This window comes from Marinigracilibium pacificum (assembly GCF_012926615.1).
In the GTDB taxonomy this organism is placed as follows: domain Bacteria; phylum Bacteroidota; class Bacteroidia; order Cytophagales; family Cyclobacteriaceae; genus Mangrovivirga; species Mangrovivirga pacifica.
In genome coordinates this window covers 106765-126338 of sequence record NZ_JABBNU010000012.1, presented here as the reverse complement: position 1 = coordinate 126338, position 19574 = coordinate 106765, and the positions used below count along the sequence as shown (strand labels likewise).

14 protein-coding genes are annotated in these 19574 nt (G+C 36.9%); 6 read left to right on the top strand and 8 right to left on the bottom strand.

Annotation, left to right across the window (positions count from 1 at the left end; translation table 11 throughout):
• The first annotated feature begins 34 nt into the window (after positions 1 to 34).
• Both HH304_RS18345 and HH304_RS18340 read left to right on the top strand, forming a co-directional pair.
• Positions 35 to 1408 (top strand): aminopeptidase P family protein, encoded by a 1374-nt coding sequence (locus HH304_RS18345; RefSeq protein ID WP_169684739.1) that lies wholly within the window; start codon positions 35 to 37, stop codon positions 1406 to 1408.
• A gap of 168 nt (positions 1409 to 1576) precedes the next feature.
• Positions 1577 to 2440, top strand: a complete 864-nt coding sequence (locus HH304_RS18340) for an AraC family transcriptional regulator (protein ID WP_169684738.1) — start codon at positions 1577 to 1579, stop codon at positions 2438 to 2440.
• A 415-nt stretch (positions 2441 to 2855) separates the two neighbouring features.
• Here HH304_RS18340 and HH304_RS18335 read toward each other — a convergent pair whose 3' ends face one another.
• Entirely contained in the window at positions 2856 to 5111 is a 2256-nt protein-coding gene (locus HH304_RS18335; protein WP_169684737.1) for a M43 family zinc metalloprotease, read from the bottom strand.
• A gap of 478 nt (positions 5112 to 5589) precedes the next feature.
• On the opposite strand from HH304_RS18335, the gene HH304_RS18330 reads away from it, so the two are divergent.
• Entirely contained in the window at positions 5590 to 8763 is a 3174-nt protein-coding gene (locus HH304_RS18330; protein WP_169684736.1) for a SusC/RagA family TonB-linked outer membrane protein, read from the top strand.
• 11 nt (positions 8764 to 8774) lie between these two features.
• Entirely contained in the window at positions 8775 to 10202 is a 1428-nt protein-coding gene (locus tag HH304_RS18325; RefSeq protein ID WP_169684735.1) for a SusD/RagB family nutrient-binding outer membrane lipoprotein, read from the top strand.
• A 236-nt stretch (positions 10203 to 10438) separates the two neighbouring features.
• Here the strand turns inward: HH304_RS18325 and HH304_RS21305 are convergent, their stop codons facing one another.
• From HH304_RS21305 to HH304_RS18315, 3 genes are all read right to left on the bottom strand, one after another.
• A complete protein-coding gene (locus tag HH304_RS21305) occupies positions 10439 to 10573 on the bottom strand; it encodes a hypothetical protein (protein WP_271711689.1) in 135 nt (44 codons plus the stop codon).
• A 21-nt stretch (positions 10574 to 10594) separates the two neighbouring features.
• Positions 10595 to 11239 (bottom strand): MOSC domain-containing protein, encoded by a 645-nt coding sequence (locus tag HH304_RS18320; protein ID WP_169684734.1) that lies wholly within the window; start codon positions 11237 to 11239, stop codon positions 10595 to 10597.
• Positions 11240 to 11456: 217 nt separating this feature from the next.
• On the bottom strand, positions 11457 to 11879 hold the full coding sequence (locus tag HH304_RS18315; RefSeq protein WP_169684733.1) for a hypothetical protein: 423 nt from the start codon (positions 11877 to 11879) through the stop codon (positions 11457 to 11459).
• Between the two features lie 290 nt (positions 11880 to 12169).
• Between HH304_RS18315 and HH304_RS18310 the strand changes: the two genes are divergently transcribed.
• Positions 12170 to 14683: a WG repeat-containing protein gene (locus tag HH304_RS18310; protein ID WP_169684732.1), complete on the top strand. Its 2514-nt coding sequence runs from the start codon at positions 12170 to 12172 to the stop codon at positions 14681 to 14683.
• A gap of 396 nt (positions 14684 to 15079) precedes the next feature.
• Positions 15080 to 15418: a hypothetical protein gene (locus tag HH304_RS18305; RefSeq protein WP_169684731.1), complete on the top strand. Its 339-nt coding sequence runs from the start codon at positions 15080 to 15082 to the stop codon at positions 15416 to 15418.
• A gap of 15 nt (positions 15419 to 15433) precedes the next feature.
• Here HH304_RS18305 and HH304_RS18300 read toward each other — a convergent pair whose 3' ends face one another.
• Genes HH304_RS18300 through HH304_RS18285 form a run of 4 tightly spaced genes read right to left on the bottom strand, consistent with a single transcriptional unit; the run spans position 15434 to position 19574 of the window.
• On the bottom strand, positions 15434 to 16900 hold the full coding sequence (locus HH304_RS18300; protein ID WP_169684730.1) for an alanine/glycine:cation symporter family protein: 1467 nt from the start codon (positions 16898 to 16900) through the stop codon (positions 15434 to 15436).
• Entirely contained in the window at positions 16893 to 17825 is a 933-nt protein-coding gene (locus HH304_RS18295) for an SDR family oxidoreductase (protein WP_169684729.1), read from the bottom strand. Before HH304_RS18295 ends, HH304_RS18300 begins: the two co-directional genes overlap by 8 nt.
• Positions 17826 to 17827: 2 nt before the next feature.
• On the bottom strand, positions 17828 to 18709 hold the full coding sequence (locus HH304_RS18290) for a peptidylprolyl isomerase (RefSeq protein WP_169684728.1): 882 nt from the start codon (positions 18707 to 18709) through the stop codon (positions 17828 to 17830).
• Complete coding sequence (locus HH304_RS18285; RefSeq protein ID WP_169684727.1) at positions 18702 to 19574, bottom strand: peptidylprolyl isomerase; 873 nt, start codon at positions 19572 to 19574, stop codon at positions 18702 to 18704. Before HH304_RS18285 ends, HH304_RS18290 begins: the two co-directional genes overlap by 8 nt.

Below are 19574 nucleotides of genomic sequence, written 5' to 3'. Positions count from 1 at the left end.
TTAAATCTCAATTAAACAAACCAACGTTAACCACATGTTTCAACCAGATACCTATACCACCAGAAGAAAAGAACTTAGACAAAAAGTAAGTGATGGAATCATTCTACTTATCGGAAATGAAGATAGTAGCATGAATTATAAAGACAACCATTATCACTTCAGACAAGACAGCTCATTTTTATATTTCTTCGGACTTGATCTGCAAAATCTTGTGGCAGTAATTGATGAAAATGGTCAGGCGATTTTATTTGGTGATGACTTTACTATTGATCAGATTATCTGGACTGGAAAGCAGCCATCTATGCATGAATGTGGTTCCAAAGTTGGTGTTCAAAACACAAAACCATTAAGAGAACTTACCCATTATCTTTCCTCTAAAAAGAAAGTTCATTTTCTACCTCCATACAGACCAGAACAAGCTATAAAACTCGCAGAATGGTTATCAATTCCTTTAAATAAAGTCTCTGAACATAAATCAGTAGAACTGATCAGGGCTATTGTGAGTCTCCGTGAAATAAAGACCGATGAGGAAATAATCGAAATTGAAAAAGCGGTAAACACAACGGTAAAAATGCATACGGCTGCAATAAAGTATGGTAAGCCTGGCATAAAGGAATCTGAAGTGGTGGCCAAGGTACATGCTGAAGCTATTGCAGATGGTGGAAATTTATCATTCCCGATTATCGGAACAATAAATGGTAACACATTGCATACCTATTACCATGGCAATACAATTCAAGATGGCGACTTGTTTCTTTGTGATAGTGGGGCTGAAACTTCCATGCGTTATGCAGGAGATATGACCAGAACCTTTCCCGTAGGCCCTAAATATACTTCAAGGCAAAAAGAAATTTATGATATAGTGTTAAATGCCCATTTGACAGCTATCGAGGCATTAAAGCCGGGAGTTTTATTCAAAGACATTCACCTTTTAGCCTGTAAAACTCTTGTTGACGGACTAAAGCAAATCAACCTGATGCAGGGTGATACCGAAGAAGCTGTTGCGAATGGAGCCCACACTATGTTTTTCCAATGTGGCTTAGGGCATATGATGGGACTTGACGTCCATGATATGGAAAATCTGGGTGAACAATATGTCGGGTATACCAATGATTTAACAAAAAGCACCGAATTTGGTCTTAAGTCACTGAGGTTAGGCAAGGCACTTAAAAAAGGTTTTGTCCTGACAGTAGAACCTGGCATTTACATCATACCCGATCTTATTGATCTTTGGTCAAAAACTAAGAAGAACGAAGAGTTCATAAATTATGGAAATCTTCAAAAATACCGTGATTTTGGAGGTATTCGCATAGAAGATGATTTCCTCATTACTGAAAAAGGTTATAAGTTATTAGGTAAGCCACTTGCCAGGACAACAGAAGAAATAGAGGATTTGAAACGATCATAATCGAACTTAAGCAAGCTGCTTCAAAACTTAGTTTAAATGCTACAATTGCTAGTAATGTTATGATATTAACCAAAACTAATACTATTTTACCCTATTTTGATGGTTGATTTGCTTTAACAATGATTAAATAATATTATTACTTTAGGTAAAGGCAAAAGTAAATCAGGCATGAAAGTACTTCCTTTTAAAGTTCCCAAAGCAGTTAACTCATCCTTTCTAATTCAGGTTGATGACGAACTTCATTTCTATGATATTCTTCACAAACATCCTGAATTTCAACTAACTGTAATTATAGAAAGTGACGGCACTGCACTTATAGGAGACTATGTTGGTAACTTTAAGCCTGGGGATGTGTTTTTAATTGCCAGTAATGTTCCTCATGTATTCAAAAATGACAATAGATTTTATGAGGAAGAAAATGAAAATCGTGCATATAGTGTTACTATATTTTTTAATGACAACCTCTTTGGAGATAAGTTTTTTAGTCTTCCAGAAACTCATTTTATTGGTGAATTCATAAAAAAACACCAGTCATTAAAAATTGATCCACAAACAGCAAAGTTACTACGCCCAAGGATTGAGGGTATAAAAGAAATGGATAATCTTAACAAAGTAATTGAGCTTCTCTCAATCCTGCAAATTCTTGCCAGCTCATCAGAACACCAGATTCTGACTTCTGAATTAAGAAATAATTATACAGAATCACAGGCAAAACGAATAAACGACATCTATCAGTTTACCTTAAACGAATTTCAACGTGATATTACACTTGAAGAAGTAGCTGAAATATCAAATATGACAGTACAGTCTTTTTGTAGATACTTTAAAAAACGCACGCGCAAAACTTACATACAGTTTCTTACCGAAATGAGAATTAGCTACGCTTGCAAAAAACTACAAGAAGAGGACCTATCAATAACCGGAATTTGCCTTCTATCTGGTTTTAATAATCTATCCAATTTTAACAGGAAGTTTAAAGAAGTAACTGGACTGACTCCTTCAGATTACCGAAAAATCAATCATAATTTATAATACTAAATTCTTCTTGGCAAGTCGGTTTTTAGTAACCTAAATAGCAATAAGATTATCATATCAGCTTATCTTGGCAACTCGTCAATTGTTGCTGTAGCAGATTTAAAAGCTTGTTATTTCTATTAGCATAAATATAATAAAGGCCATCTCAAAAAATGAATTTTCAAGACAGCCTTATCTTCAACCAAACTATTTACTTAACAAGTATTTTTCTAACAGAGGATTTACTTCCATTTGTTAATCTGATAAAGCAGATTCCATTAACAAAGGTGTTTAACTTATTTGCCCAGTCTCGGAATATCGTTATCGATTAATGCGGCTTCTTAAATTCCTCTTCCCAGCGTCCTGAAATTTTTAATATCATAAATCTTAAAAAAAATGGAGACCGAAAAATTTCTGGCCTCCGTGATTATTTCTATTTAACTATTAGTCGTTTTGTAGCACTCTCACCATCTCCCCTTAGCCGTAATAAATATATCCCGCTAGTTAAATGCTGAGTTGAATAGTGAAATTGGTTACTCACCTCATCTACCATTTTGCCTGTTGAATTATATACTTCTACAGTGAAATCACCTCTATCCTTAGGTATATAAAACTGGATTTGTCCATCTGAAGGGTTTGGATAGAAATTAAAAGAAGATGTCATTGGCCCTGCGACGGGTAGATTCACAGTAAATTCATTACTCCATTCACTTACACCCTCGCTATTTCTCGCTCGAACTCTAAAAGTATATGAAGTAATATTACCTTGCTTGGGTATCCAAAAATAATACGTTGTTGAGGTCCCTTCATTTTCCCATGTCCCATTAAATAACTGAACTTCATAACTAGTTGCTCCATCAACCAAATCCCAGCCGGCATAAAAACCAGAGGAATAAGTCCCTGCTGACCTGACATTTGCCGGAGCTGGAAGTACTGTTGGATCAGGATTTCCTGAGCCCGAAAAATCCACCGTATAATCTTCTGCTTCACCATCACCAATCTCGCCACATGCCGAAGAAGGTGTACTATTATACTTCATCACAATCCTCATTCTGGCAGTACCGCTTGCATTGCTATCAACAGTGAAACTTCCATTCACATCACCTGTTCCAGACAGACCAGAAACTACACGTTCAGAACTTTCAAAAGTATTGTTATTATTATAATCTATCCAAATTGACCAGTATTCAGTATAAGATCTTCCTGCAAAACCAGGTGATAAACTTACCGATGTATTTGCCCCAGGCGAAAGTGTTATTACCTTCGCAGTATTATCTTCATACCCTGATGAACTTGCCGATGACGAATATGAGAAACTACCAATACTTACATTTTTTATAAATTCATATTTTGTATTACCTGAAATATCACAATAAGTATTTGAGTCTTCAAGAGTTGTTGCCGAAGCTACATTAGAATAAGAAGAGTTTGTACTTCCAGCGTAGGCTCTTACCCGGTAACTGTATTGGGTAAATGCAGCTAGATTAGTATTAGAATAATTAGTAGTATTTGCGCCAACTGTCGCTATCTGACTATAACTACCTCCGTTTACAGATTGCTCTATGGAAAAGCCCTCTTCATTATTAGAATTATCATTCCATGTCAAATCAATTTTTGATGAAGAGACAGCAGATGCCACCAGACTGGAGGGAGCTTCAACAGTAATAGATCCAACATCAGATGTCCCGGTTGCTATCAGGTTTGATTCTTGCCACAACGGTTTTCTTGCCGGATGCTCCAAAGCCGCAAGCATACGGTTAACTTGTCCTTGAGTAAACATTTTATAACAACCATCAGCACCATTATACCCCATATAATTCTCATGATTGATATAATTTCCTTCACAATTAGTAGCAGGATTACAATTATCTGAAATACTTGAGTTTTCCGGAGGTGTATCAGTCACCTGATCATTTGGATATGAACAACCTCCTTCAAAAGTGTGGATTAGGTTTAACCAATGCCCAAACTCATGAGTTAAAACCGAAGCAAATTCAGGATCAGTATTTCCATATAAATATCTGCCATTATATACTACCCGGGCAGTATTCTTATTAGACATTTGAGTATTAGGATACCACGCCACTCCCGAGTTAGTTGTACCTCCATCATTATAAAGATCTGACTGAATGTATACATTCATATATTTATAGTTATCCCACGCATATTGGCGAATCTTTGCATCATACCCACTACCGTTACCAAATCCATTTTGAACTCCATAAAACATTACTCCGGAAGTTGAGTTCCCATCAGGATCAATTTGAGCAAGTCGAAATTCAATATTCATAAACTGCTTTACTCCGTCAAACCTTGCATCAACAGAATTAAAATCATCATTTAATCCTTGAAATTCTTCATTCAACACACTTAAGGCCTGTTCAATTTTTGACTGGGTTACTGTTTGGCCTGAAAAGGAAGTTCCAAATACGTGAAATACCACAGGAATGATATATGCACTAGCTTGAGATGTACTATTATTCCTTAGTTTTTTTAAGTTTTCAACAAAATCACTTGTGAATTTCTCATGCATCAGGTACTCGGCCTGTGCTTCACTGGATTGTTGCAATATAATTTTGTTTTGTTCAGAACTCCTGCAATTCAAATCAGTGTTCTGGGAATAAATATTATTTAACCCCGAAATCATGCACAAAAACATGACCGGAACCAGACGGTATATATTCATCATAATTTTAAGATTAACAAATAATTAACCCTAAGTTCTCAAAAATCAGAAGGCACATTTAATACCTTATTAACAACTAGTGATATTATATTATCACTTATGCAATTCCAGACAATATACACTAGAACAAAATAACCTTTTAATAATATTATTTTACCATAAAAACAAATTTCACAAATATCAATATGAACAAAATATTAAACTAAAAATCACCATTTTCAAACTATATAATTAACTGAAACATTTAAACTAACTAACAAACGTTAAATAACAGATAATTTAATTTTCGATAAAATCTCACCAAAACAGGTTAATTAAGTATCAAATAGGCTTTACTCTAAGCTGTACATTGCCAATCAAAATATTAATCAATTAATCATGGCAATTAACAAGTACATAATACTAAATCCACCATAACATTATTACTTAATTAACAAAAAAACCCAATTAAAATAATAACACAATTAAACATCAAAAAACCATGAGGAATAAATTCCTGCTGACTATCATATTAACATTAACCAGTTACATGATACAAGCACAAGTAAAAGGCACAATCAAAGATGAAAGCGGAGAGGCCATACCTGGTGTTTCCGTATTCATAAAAGGCACAACAAAAGGAGCCGTATCAAACGCGGCTGGTGAGTATAGTGTTGATGCCACAGAAGGAGAAATATTGATTTTTTCGTTTATAGGATATCAAACCATTGAACTTACAGTATCAGATAACAATCAAATTGATGTTGTAATGCATGAAGCTCAAACTGAGTTATCTGAATTTGTTGTTACCGCTCTCGGGGTCGAGCGTAAAAAAGCCTCGTTATCCTATGCAGTGCAAGAGGTTGACGGTGGAAAGTTAACACAGACAGGTGAGCAAAACTATCTTGGAGCCCTTTCTGGTAAAGTAGCGGGAGTACAAATTACAAACCCGTCGTCTGCAAGTATCGGTGGAACAGTAAACATTAGAATCAGAGGTGCTAATAGTATTTCGGGGAACGCTCAGCCTCTTTTCGTTGTTGACGGTATTCCTATTTCAAACGACAATTTCTCTAATACTTATAACGGCAGAGACTATGGCAACCTGGCACAAGATATAAACTCAAACGATATTGAATCAATTTCAGTATTAAAAGGACCAGCAGCTTCAGCACTATACGGAATTAGAGGTAAGAATGGAGTTATCCTGATTACCACTAAAAAAGGAACAAAAAAGAAAGGAATTGGCATTGAATATAATGGTCAATTATCAATTGATAAAGTTGCTATTTTGCCTGAATATCAAAATCAATATGCAGGTGGTTATTCACAGGAACTTAACCAATTAGATGGTGAATATATCCTGGATTATCACGCAGATGAAAGTTGGGGGCCGGAAATGGATGGTCGTCAGGTTAGACATTGGGATAGCTGGTATCCGGGCACTTCAGAATATGGAAAAACAAGAGCTCTTGTAGCAAATCCGGATAATGTAAAAAACTTCTATGAAACAGGTATCACTCAAACTCACAATATTGCAATCAGTGGCGGAAGTGAAAATACCAGTTACAGACTTTCATACGGATATACTGAAATTGATGGCGCAATTCCATTCAGTGGTGGTAAAAAGAATAATGCCTCATTAAATATCAATTCCAATATCACCGATAAACTTAGAGTAAACGCTTCTGTAAAATATGCACATAACGAGTTTGAAGGTAGACCGGGCTTTGGTTACACCGGTAGTTTTGATAGCTGGTCACTAATCAACGTAGGTCCAAACCTGAATATGTGGACTCAAAGACAACTTGACTATAACAGGCTGAAAGACTACAGAGGTCCTAACGGAGAAATAAAAACCTGGAATATCATTAGTCCTACTAATACATCTCCAAACTTCTGGGACAACATCTATTTCATGCTTGAAAATGCAAAACCGTTTGACGAACGTGACAGATTTATAGGCGGTACTTCCCTGACTTATGACATTAGTGAAGTATTCTCAGTTACAGGAAGTGCCAAGATTGACTTCTACGACCAAAAGATCAACAACCGAATTCCGGAAGAAGCACAGGCACAGGCATTTTTCAAACAAACAAATCGTACTGGTAAAGAAACTAACTACGAGCTATTATTAAACTTCGATAAAACCATAAATAAGCTTTCATTAAATGGTTTTGTCGGTGGTAATATTCTGAAGCAGAAATATATTGGCCTGACTGGATCTACAAGTGGCGGACTCACTGCTACGAACTGGTTTAACCTTGAAGCATCCGTTGACAGACCTTTCGTTGACAACTGGGAGACCAACAAGGAAATCAAAAGTATCTATGGTACAGCAAGTATTGGTTACAACAATTTCCTTTATCTGGACCTTACCGCACGTAATGACTGGTCTTCAGCCCTTCCGGCAAACAACAACTCATACTTCTACCCTTCTGCAGGTCTGAGTATGGTATTTTCAGAGCTAATTTCTTCTAAAATCCTATCTCATGGAAAAATCAGAGCTAGTTATGCTCAGGTAGGAAATGATATAGACCCATATCTAATCCTGAATACTTACCCTCCAGGTGGTGTATACAATGGAACGCCTTCTTTTGGAGTTAGAGACAGAATTGTTGATCCGAATATTAAAGCTTCATTAGCCGAAGCTATTGAAGTTGGTGCCGAACTAAATTTCTTTAATAACAGACTTGGTCTTGATGTAAACTACTATCGACAGATCAACGAAGATGATATTATCGAAATAAATATCTCCGGAGTAACCGGATATAACCGATTCCTGACTAATGGCGGAAAGATAATCAGTGAAGGTCTTGAACTAGCCTTTTTTGCAACTCCAATTGAAACAAAAAATTTCTCATGGGATTTAAATTTCAATCTTGCAAAAAACAAATCAACAGTTGAGCACATTTACGAAGACATTACAGCATATCCGATCTTAAGTAGAAGAGGTGTAGACCTTGTACTGGAAGAAGGATCAGAGTGGGGCGTGCTAAGAGGGCGTGACTTCAAAACGATAGACGGCCAACCAGTAGTTAGAAAATCAGGTAGCTGGTACCATGCCAATGATGAAGATAACCTCGAATACCTTACTGAAGACAACCAGGTCATCGGTCATGTATTGCCTGATTTCACTGGTGGTTTGGTAAACACATTATCATACAAAGGGATTAATCTGTCATTGAATTTCGACTTCCAGAAAGGAGGAAATTTCCATTCCGTGACTAAGATGTATGGATTTGGAGCAGGTCAGCTAGCCGAAACTGTAGGTTTGAATGACAACGGACAATCAGTTAGAGACAGAATTGATAATGGTGGAGGCTTTCCTGTCGAAGGGGTTTATGCTGATGGCTCACCCGCTAGTGGTTATGCCTCGGGAAGACAACACGCATGGAACCTTGTTGGAGTTACAGGAAACTGGATTTACGATGCAAGCTACATTAAACTAAGAGAGGTGAGACTTGGCTATCAATTACCTACCAAAACTCTTGAAAACACACCATTTACAAATATTTCATTTGCAGTGAGTGTACGAAACGCATGGCTAATTCATTCTAATGTTAAAGGAATTGACCCTTCAGAGATCACACCGGATGCTTCGGGTGTAGCTTTCCATGAAGGTGGAGGAATGGCAGGATTTCGTTCGTATGGATTTAACTTAAAATTAGGATTATAATAACCGATATCATGAAGAAATATATAATTCCCTTACTACTTATATTACTTGGATGTGATGATTTTGGAGATATCAACACAGACCCAAACAACCCAACCCAAGTACCAGTATCAGGATTTCTTGCTAATGCGATCCACTCCCTTCCAGGTTATGAAAATGGATTAACAGGATTGTATTATTCTCAATATTGGGCCGCTACCCAATACACAGAAAATTCACGATACGACGTGTCACAGTTTGATTTCACTGGAATTTACAGCGGTCCTTTAAATGCCCTGGAAACAGTAATTGACTATAACAGCAATCCGGAGACAATGGCATTTGCTGCAGAAAGTGGTTCAAATGCAAATCAGATCGCTGTTGCAAAAATTTTACAGTCACACTTTTTTATTCATGCCACAGACCGCTGGGGAGATCTGCCATATAGTGAGGCGTTGAAAGGAAGTGAAAATCTGGCACCTGCATACGACACACAGGAGGATATATACAATGCCATTTTTGATGACCTTGATGAAGCAATAAATCAATTTGATAACGGGGCAGCCCCATCAGGCGATATTTTATACAACGGAGATATCGAAAAATGGAAAAAATTCGCCAACTCGTTAAAGCTAAAAATGGCTATCAGAATTTCAAATATTGCTCCGGAAAAAGCCAGACAAGAATTTGAAGAAGCAGTCTCCGATGGTGTATTTACATCAAATGCTGATGGAGCGTTCTATCAGTATCTTGGCGATGGTGTATTTGATAACCCTAGATATGACGACTTCCTTACAAGAATAGACAATGCAGTGAGTAAAGAGCTAACTGATGTCTTGAACAATTTGAATGACCCACGTTTGAAAGCCTATGCAGACCCGATTAATCCTAATGAGCCTGACACCTATGAAGGCATTCCTTTTGGATTAGACAATAGCGCTGCATCTGATTATGCTTATGATGAGGTATCGTTACCTAATTCTTCTCTTGTGATTTCAAAAGCAGCTGAAATCCCTATTCTAACTTATTCGCAAGTATTGTTTTTCCTTGCTGAAGGAGCTGAGAAAGGCTGGAACGCAAATGGCTCAGCCAGCGAGCACTATAATGAGGCAATTAAAGCCAGCATGGAACAATGGGGAGTATTTGATCAATCAATTTATGATGATTACATCAATCATGCAGACGTTAAGTATGAATCAGAAAATGCTATGAAATTAATTGGAACCCAAAAATGGATTGCTACCTATCTTCAGGGCTATGAGGCCTGGGCTGAATGGAGAAGATTGGGTTATCCTGAGTTATTACCTGCACCGGCAGCGTTAAATAATTCAGGAGAGATACCTAGAAGACAAGGTTATCCCTCTTCAGAATCACAAAACAATGCTGCAAACTATGAAGCGGCTGTTTCAAGACAGGGTCCGGATGATTTAGACACAAGTGTGTGGTGGGATACTGAATAACTATTGCCCAATAGTTAATTTTCCTCAGAGGAGGCTCGAAAGAGCCTCTTTTTTTATATGAATCTTGTAAAGATTATTAAATCTATTTATTCTTTGGTTTTGCAATCCCTTCAATTTTGTCGTCATTCTGAACGTCTTGTGCTGATTGCGGCCAGGCAAATCAGTAAGTGAAGAATCTGTCTGATATTAGTAGGATGAATTGGATTTATGTTATGCTGAATTTCAACAAATCATTATTAATAATCTTCTGTGTTTGTGATGACAATAACATCGCCTAAAAATGTTACAGATCTTTCACTAGCTAGTTCAAGATGATGATTTCTATGAGGCGCCTTCGCTCTTTGGGATTTGCAATCCAATAGCCTTATCATAGTATTTTAAATCCGACTATACTACTTAAGCTTATCAAGCTTTTCTTTAAAACTATCCACCCAGTCCTTTTGCAGAGCCGGAGCTTCAATAGCCTTTTTCAATAATTGCTTATTGGATTTATCGGTAGATTGAAGTTTTACCAGTTCTTTAATTGTAAGTCCATAATCATCCTTTTTCAACAAAACGATTTCATCACCAGCTTCAATAACACCTTCCTCAACCACTTTCAAATAAAAACCACTTCGCATTGCAGCCATGAAATCTTTTATAATTCCCGGATCATTCATTTTAATACCCAATTTAAAACAGGGTAATCTGGGAGTAGTTACTGCAAAGGTAGCGGTACCAATTTTGTAAACATCACCGACATTGACTTCATCCTCAAACAAACCCGATACAGAGAGGTTTTCACCAAAAACACCCGGTTCAAAACTCAAATCTGCTCTTGAGTTACGCCAAAAATCATAATGCTCAACCGGGTAGGCATAAACAGCCTTATATTCACCACCATGAACTTCGAGATTAGCTTGCTGATCACCTTCAATATTATGCTTAACCACTCTCACCGGCCCCGAAACCAATTCTTTATAAATGCTTGTGGAAATAATTTTACCATTATAAGGTACGTCTTTAGGCTTTCCGACGAAAATAGAATTGAGTTGCATATCACAGTGGTTTTAATTGAAGATAAATTAAAAGTGACGAAAAGTTACTTTATTTACACAGTTGATCCTCAAATAACTTAAAATACATTAATCCTTAAATCACTGGCTCAAGCGTCTCGCTTGTGCCTTAAAATGTTTCAAATCCGCTCTTCGGGATTTGCAATCCTGATGGTCTATCATAGGATTTGAAATCCGACTATTGGCAGTTTCAATTAACTTAATTGGTTTCTAAGACTCTATCTACATGACAACCACCTACCTCATATTCTTCAATATTTAAAGTCCTTCCTGAGATGTTATAACTTATAACTACTTCACCAATACCATCATTAATTATATTATTTTTATCATAAAAAATCTGATTCCCGTTTTTTTGATATGCATACTGGTAGATTGTCTCTTCACCCATTGAGTTATATTCATAAATATTTAAAACATTATCCCTAAATATGTACTCAGTACAATATTCTTTTTCGCAATCATACTCCTCATAAACAAAATCATCTGGGTTACAATCTCTTCTATAACTAACCATAGTCCACCAAATGCCCTCCAAAGGAACAGCCGGCCCGGGCTTATAACAAGACTGAAAAGTTGATGCAATAGTCACTGCCATTAATACCTTAATTAAAATCTTCATAGTTGTCTCTTTATGCTCTAAAAAATAACCAAATATCGAATCGATACTTCAGTTTTCAAAATTCCGTAGGGTTATTATAATTATTTTAATTTCCCCCCTCCGTTAAATATGCTTACGCAAGCTTCTCGCTTGTGTAAAACAGATGTTTTGCTTTAAAACCACCCTCAAATAGTATTTTCAGGGTAAATATCTGTATTCTTTCCCCATTTTAATAAGCTTAATCCCGTTTTATCGCTTTATTATCTTAAATATACTAGCTTTACTTTTCATCGAATCTTAAATTAAGAATGATGATCCGCCAGCTACTTTTTTATATTATTATACTTGTATCTTTTTCTGTTTCAGGACAAAACAGAATATTTAAGCTTGTTGAAAAAACGGATACACTCAAAGCAACTGAGTATATCCTGAAAATCAATGAAAAGGATCCAAACAATCCGGACACAAAGCTTGCCACTGCTTACTATCTTCAATGGCTTCATCCCAACGACCTCAAGCTTCTCGATAGCGCCGGCTCAATGCTTTCAAAATACCTGAACATTGCTTCTGAAGAGTCTAAGCTCAGCGAATCAGTCCATCCTGACAGTCTGAAAATTCGTGTCGACTCATTGGCTTTTCAACAGCTGGTGCCTCCTCATTCACAAAACAGGTTTATAAGCTTTATAACGATTCATAACACTTCGGAATATTCATCCCAAGCAAGGGTAATGTGGGAAGAGTGGGCTTATAAAACTGCCCTGACAACCAATACCGAAGCTTCCTATAATAATTTTAAGCGTTGGTTCCCGAATAGTAAATACAATAATAAAATCGATGAGCGTTTAGCTGACCTTGAATTCAGGCAGCACTTTACCAACTTCACAGAAAAAGAATATGCCAATTTCTTAAGAAAAAATCCAAGTAGTCCATATGCTAAGGAAGCAGAAGCTAAACTTGCTGAAATTGTAACTCGTTCAGGAACGAAAGAACGATTATCATATTATGCAACAGCCTATCCCCAACTCAAATCCGCACAAAACGCACAGCTGATTGTTGATGCTCATTATGACAGCACCAATGAAATCGAGGCTCTTTTCCCTTTCATGGAAAACTCCAAAATCGGATTGATTGATTCGGCGGGAAACCATATTGTCCCTGCTATTTTCGACAGTCTTGAAGTAAATGACAATTGTGAAGGATATCTGGCAAGATATATCATCGGGTACATCGGAAAAGCAACGGCTGTGGTAAACCGTAAGGGGAATTTCGTATTTCGGGGTCCCGCAGAAAAAATCAATGAGCTTTCGCCGGCATTTATTTCTTTCGTTCAAAATGGTAAATCAGGACTCCTTCTTTCAGACGGAACGATTATATTACCGCCAATTTACGATGAAATAAACCTCCCTCACAAAAATTTTATTTCAGCAAAACGCGATAACAGCATTGAATTCAGGTCGCTTCTAGGTCAAATGTTGTTATCCGTTCAGGATGGAGATCTTTATTCAGAAAATGATTTCATTTTTCTTGAAACTGACGATCAATTAAAAGTCAGTCATGCCTCTCTGCTTTCCAAAAGTAAATCAGATCAATTTCCATGGATAAGGAATGTTTACGATTATGAGGTTATCGACAATTCGAAAATTATTATCGAAAATGAAAACAGGTGGTTTGGAGTGTTAAATAATTCTCTACAATGGCTGCGATCTCCTTCCACAGATAAAATAACTAATTCATCATTCGGAATAATTATTAGCGACACTTCTCAGGTAAGACTAGCCTATGGTGAGGTAAACGACTTATCGGAGCCCTATCGTCGTTTAAATAGCAATACAAAATGGCTTTTAGCTGTAAATGATTCCTCTTCAATAGTTTATAACAAATCCTGGTCTGAGCCATTGACTTTAGATTTAGACACAGGATACATTCTGGGAGAAAGTTTTTTCATAGGAATAAAAAATAACATTCCGACTATATACTTTTCAGATAGAACTGATAAAAAGTTTTACCGAACTACAAATTTCAAATTAGTTTCAAGCAGCAAATCAGGCCTGTTACAGGAAGTAATTATAACTGAAACTGGTAGAAATCATGTGGTATTTAACTCCAAGGGGAATCAGGTATTTGAAGGAGATGGTAAAAGTTATTCTATACTCAGCGATTCTCTTATCTCGATCATGTTCAGGTCAGGAAATTACATGCTAAAAACTCTAAGTGGAAAAACTATCCTACCTGGTGTTTATGATGGTTTTGCAGCTTTAGACAGTAACCATCTGACAATCGTGAGAGATGGAAAGTTTGGCTGGGTAAATACAAAAACATTTAAAACTGTCGCTCCGAGATATTCAAGTCTTCCAAAAATTGATGGGAATAAGATCGTAACCACTTATGGTCGATATCAATATCTATTAAATTTTGATGGATCAACCTTTTTCAGGTCTGTTGCTGATGACATCAAGGCATGGAATGATTCAAGTGTATGGATTAAAAACAACTTCAGGTGGGCACTATGGGATATCCAAAAGAATGATTCTCTAGGTATTGAAGCCAAACTTTTAGAAACCTTTGACATTAATAACACCGAAAGAGTTGCTGTTTATCTAACTGACAAAGGTTATGGGGCTGTTTCATCATCAAAAGGAGAAATTTTAGCTCCGGAATATACAAGCATCGAGTTTAGAGGAAATAGTAAAAATTCAGTTCTGTTTGCATTCAAAGACTTTGAAGAAGCAGGATATCGAACAATCGTCTATATGTCTCCGAAAGGAATTCAACTGATTGAGGAATCCGAAAAAATCACAACCTCTGATAAAATTCTGTGCGATTAAACTCGTTGTAATATTATTCAAATTAAATTCTGAATTTCAGATATTCTGCAAAACTTACTCTGTAAAATCTTGAATTTAACAAAAGATATTACTACCTCGTTTACCTAATTGATTCTTATATAAAGTCAATTTTGATTAAAGTAAAACAACCCTTAAAACTACGGTAGCTTTCAACCTCCACTTCTCAAAAGAAGATACAAATAACTAAAAACCAAATGTTTATATTGACAACAATAATAAACTAATGGCAGTTTTCATGGAAAAATTCAATTCAACACAAATCAATCACTTTTTCTTAGAATTCATACACAATAATCCTACTCGGTAAGTTTTGGCGTATTCCTGACAGGAAAATTTTATTTCATAAGATTATTATTGAATTAAAACCACCTGCCTATGTCTGATATAAAAATCATTACACACAACGGAAAGCTGATTGTTCAGGAGGAGTTAATATTTACTGATCAGAAGCTACCAAACGAACGAGATGCATTCTTAAAATATTGTGATCCGAATTCTGCTCTTGTATTAACAACAATCTCAAGAAAGTCATTGTTAAAAGCATTTTTCAACTTATTAAAAATTAAATACAGATCACATGTCAAAGCTCAAGCTGTTATTGCTCTTAATAGCATTGATGCATATATAATTAATATGATCGCACTGATTACTGGTTCACCGGTTAGAGTTTTCAGGGATACTGAAAAGGCAAAGCATTGGCTTACTACCGAATAGACGGTTTTGTCGATTTTAGTCAATTCTTTTTATGATCCCATCCCGTAGTTTTTGCTTATACGACAGTACTTCTTTCTTCACCTCTGGGAAGAGGAAGTAGAGTCCGATAAGGTTTGGAAATGCCATCAATAATACCAAAGCATCAGCTAATGAAAACATCGCTTTCAGGCTGAGGGATGACCCAACGACTACGGCAATACAAAACAGCACCTTGTAAATGAGGTCTGCTGTTTTGTTTTCTCCAAACAAAAACGTCCATGCTTTAAGTCCATAATACGCCCAAGCAACCATTGTTGATAAGGCAAATAATATCACAGCCACTGAAAGCACATAAGGAAACCAGGTTATAACACTTCCAAAGGCTTTACTTGTCAGACTAATTCCTTCAGTTGCATTTGGATCATAATTATTGGTCACCACAATTACCAGAGCAGTAATTGTACATACGATTACAGTATCAATAAATGGCTCCAATAATGCTACGAGACCTTCGGAAAGCGGCTCATCGGTCTTCACTGCCGAGTGAGCAATTGATGCCGAACCTAACCCCGCCTCATTGCTATAAGCTGATCGGGTTAACCCGACGATCATTATTCCAATAAAGCCACCTAATCCGGCTTTGAAAGTAAATGCTTCAGAGATTATTTGCCAAATAGCAGGTAAAATGCTATCAAAATGTGCCCCCAGAACAATAAATCCTGCAAGCAAGTATATCCCTACCATGAATGGGACAATTCTCTCCGTAACCTTAACAATACTTTTAATTCCACCGATAATTACCAGCGCGACAATTCCAGCCATTAGCAGACCAAACATCCAGCCATTACCAAAGAGAAAACTTTCCTTGCCTCCGGTTATAGCAATCATTTGTTCTGTAGCCTGGTTTACTTGTGCCGGGCCACCACTACCAATTGCTGCACCAGCACAGGCGATGGCAAAAAACACTGCCAGGAATCGACCAAACTTAGGTAAATTTCTTTTTGCAAGTCCTTTCTGCAGGTAATACATTGGGCCACCGGATACAGTACCATCTTCATAAAGATTCCTGTATTTTACACCTAATGTACATTCAACAAATTTTGTTGTCATCCCGAATATACCAGCAAGGATCATCCAGAAAGTAGCTCCGGGACCTCCGGTGGAAACCGCAATAGCGACACCTCCGATGTTACCGATTCCAACGGTGCCTGAAAGAGCCGCTGTCAGCGCCTGAAAGTGACTAACCTCTCCATCATCATCCGGCTTATCATATTTCCCTCTCACTACATCAATGGCATGTCTGAACATACCAATGTTTATAAACCTGAAGGTAACTGTAAAAAAGATAGCCGAAATCAAAAGAAGAGCCACCACAACGGGCATTTCTATTGAATCTGTAAGAGGAATACTAAAAAGGACGATATCGTTTACTTTGTCGGTAATTGGTGCCAAAACATCATTTAACCAACTATCGAAACCTCCTTCAATTAAAAAATCACTCATTCTGAGAATCTATTTCTTGCAACTGTTTATCTAAAATGGCTATCCCTTCATCAAATGACCGAGGGGAATAGCCTAACAATTCTTTTGCTTTGTTAATTATAAAACCTGTTTTTGGCGGACGCTTAGCCGGCTGTGAAAAAGTCGATGCGTCAGCCTTACTAATCAATGACTTATCAAGATTAAAATAATCTGCTGTTTTCATGGCCATATCATATGGAGTAAGCATTTCTTCTCCGCTAATATTAAACACTCCTTCAGCATTATTTTTTGCAATGGCAATGCATCCAACAGCCAAATCTTCAGCCAAAGTTGGTGTACGCCACTGATCTGTAACCACATTGATTTTTTTACCTTCTTCAAGGCTATTTCTAACCCATAAAATAATATTAGACCTGCTCATTGATGGTGTAATTCCATATACAAGAACTGTCCTGGCAATAGCCCATTTTCCTTTATAGGAACGAACAATCGTCTCTGCGTCAAGCTTGGACTGCCCATAAATTGAAATTGGGTTTGGCTCATCAGTCTCTAATAACGGACCATGTGATCCGTCAAAGATAAAATCTGTACTGACAAACACAAAGAAAGCTCCAACCTTATATGCTGCATCTGTCAGGTACCTTACAGAATCAACATTTAATTTTTTGCAGTTTTCAGGTTCCTGCTCACACTGATCAACATTTGTCATTGCCGCTCCATGGATAATCACATCCGGAGCATAAGCTTCAATCGCTTTATCTACTTCACTTTTACTTGTAATATCAAGACTGTGATATGTATAAAGATTCTGGTCAATATGCTCAATACGGTTTTCACCTCTTGATGTAGCAATAAGTTCTGTATCAGGATCATTAGCTAATATCCCTACAAGCTTTTGTCCTAATAATCCATTAGAACCAGTGATCAGTATTTTGGTTGTTGCCATTTTTAATTATTATAAATATCCCCGTAAGTCTTTTCCAGCTTTTTTACCTTCCACTCTTCAATCTCCACTTCTACTTTTATATCTTCTTCAGGTCGGTCGCTATAATTAGTCTTTACTTCACTAATCTTGTCAACCACATCCAGACCATCAATCACTCTTCCAAACACAGTATATTCACCATCAAGGTGTGGTGTACCACCCAACTCTTCATATGTCTTAATGTCCTCAGCAGAATAGCTAACTTCTACATAAGTATCATCCTGGGCAATTAATTGTGGCTTAATGCTTACCAGCCAATTTTCAAACGCCTGATAGTCATTCATATCCCGATACTCCTGATATTTTGCAGCTAATGTATCTCCACCAGGGCTTTTAGCACATTCAGCCATCACGCGAAACAGGTTTTTAACATTCTTATCTTTAGCCATAGTTACAAGTTCAAGAGAATCAACCTCGGTTCCTTTTACAATGTAAAATTGGCTACCACTACTTTTTCTTTTAGGGTTTGCCCTATCGCCCTGTCTAGCTGCTGCCAAAGACCCTTTAAAGTGTTTGTGGCCTGCACCAAATTCAGCATCAATAGTATACCCAGGACCTCCGGCGCCATCATTTTCAGGAATCGAATCCTTAGAATTAGGGTCTCCTCCCTGAATCATAAAATCTTTTATCACACGATGAAAGGTTGTACCATCATAGACTCCCTCTCTAACCAACTTCAAGAAATTTTCTTTATGTTTAGGAGTGTCATCATATAATAAAACCAGCATATCCCCATATACTGTTTTTATTCTGACCAACTCATCTTTTTTCTTCTTCTGTGCATTACCGGCAAAAGCGATAAGCATAAAAAATATAACAAGATAAAATGCTGTTCTGTTATTCATTTGAAGTATTTGATTCGTTATTATTTATCGCTCCTTCCGAGCCAGTAATTTCCATTGTAACAATAATATCCTTTTCAGGCCTGCCATTTGGTCCTTTCTTAGCTTTCATGATTTTTTCAAATGCATCAAAGCCATCTACAAGTTGACCGAATACCGTATACTCTCCATCCCATTGAGGCATACCGCCTGCTGTTTTATATATATTTCTCGCCTCCTCGGAATAAGTAATAGGCTTAAGGTCAAATTTGTTTATGATAACCTTCCTTATTGAGTCTGTAACCTGGTTAAATTCATCTGTCTTTTTTTCATTCGACAGTTTTACCATCCTGTCACGAATCTTACTATTCAATGAATCTCCCAGATATTTGGCTATATAAAAATTTTCAATATCAGAGGTTCTTCTATTTGCCAGGCTATCAATCGATTGATCAGTCCAGGTTTTACCATAAACAATAAAAAACTGAGACCCATGTGCGGTTTTATCAAGTTTATCTTTACCTATAACCCTGGCTGAAACCAATGCTCCTTTTTGATGAATAAGCTCCGGAAAGATTTCAGCAGGCAATTTATACCCAGGTCCACCCATTCCGTCATTAAAGCGATCATCATCTTTAGTATTCGGATCCCCTCCTTGCACCATTTCACCATCAAGAATTCTATGGAAGGTAGTGCTATCATAAAACCCGTCTTCGATCAAGTCATGGAAGTTTTCTGTGTGTTCTTCAGGCTGTTCGTAAAGCTTAAAAGTCAAATCACCATATTCTGTATGAACAACAACCAGTGAATTATCAGTTTCACCTAAAAAATCACAGGAAATGATTAGCAAAAATGATGATATGAATAATAAAAAGTGAAGTTTATGCAT

What these genes read in the sequence shown, in the direction of transcription:
- HH304_RS18345 (WP_169684739.1), top strand. Translation starts at nt 35, where the DNA reads ATGTTTCAACCAGATACCTATACCACCAGAAGAAAAGAACTTAGACAA.
- HH304_RS18340 (WP_169684738.1), top strand. Translation starts at nt 1,577, where the DNA reads ATGAAAGTACTTCCTTTTAAAGTTCCCAAAGCAGTTAACTCATCCTTT.
- HH304_RS18335 (WP_169684737.1), bottom strand. Translation starts at nt 5,111, where the DNA reads ATGATGAATATATACCGTCTGGTTCCGGTCATGTTTTTGTGCATGATT.
- HH304_RS18330 (WP_169684736.1), top strand. Translation starts at nt 5,590, where the DNA reads ATGAGGAATAAATTCCTGCTGACTATCATATTAACATTAACCAGTTAC.
- HH304_RS18325 (WP_169684735.1), top strand. Translation starts at nt 8,775, where the DNA reads ATGAAGAAATATATAATTCCCTTACTACTTATATTACTTGGATGTGAT.
- HH304_RS21305 (WP_271711689.1), bottom strand. Translation starts at nt 10,573, where the DNA reads ATGATAAGGCTATTGGATTGCAAATCCCAAAGAGCGAAGGCGCCTCAT.
- HH304_RS18320 (WP_169684734.1), bottom strand. Translation starts at nt 11,239, where the DNA reads ATGCAACTCAATTCTATTTTCGTCGGAAAGCCTAAAGACGTACCTTAT.
- HH304_RS18315 (WP_169684733.1), bottom strand. Translation starts at nt 11,879, where the DNA reads ATGAAGATTTTAATTAAGGTATTAATGGCAGTGACTATTGCATCAACT.
- HH304_RS18310 (WP_169684732.1), top strand. Translation starts at nt 12,170, where the DNA reads ATGATCCGCCAGCTACTTTTTTATATTATTATACTTGTATCTTTTTCT.
- HH304_RS18305 (WP_169684731.1), top strand. Translation starts at nt 15,080, where the DNA reads ATGTCTGATATAAAAATCATTACACACAACGGAAAGCTGATTGTTCAG.
- HH304_RS18300 (WP_169684730.1), bottom strand. Translation starts at nt 16,900, where the DNA reads ATGAGTGATTTTTTAATTGAAGGAGGTTTCGATAGTTGGTTAAATGAT.
- HH304_RS18295 (WP_169684729.1), bottom strand. Translation starts at nt 17,825, where the DNA reads ATGGCAACAACCAAAATACTGATCACTGGTTCTAATGGATTATTAGGA.
- HH304_RS18290 (WP_169684728.1), bottom strand. Translation starts at nt 18,709, where the DNA reads ATGAATAACAGAACAGCATTTTATCTTGTTATATTTTTTATGCTTATC.
- HH304_RS18285 (WP_169684727.1), bottom strand. Translation starts at nt 19,574, where the DNA reads ATGCATAAACTTCACTTTTTATTATTCATATCATCATTTTTGCTAATC.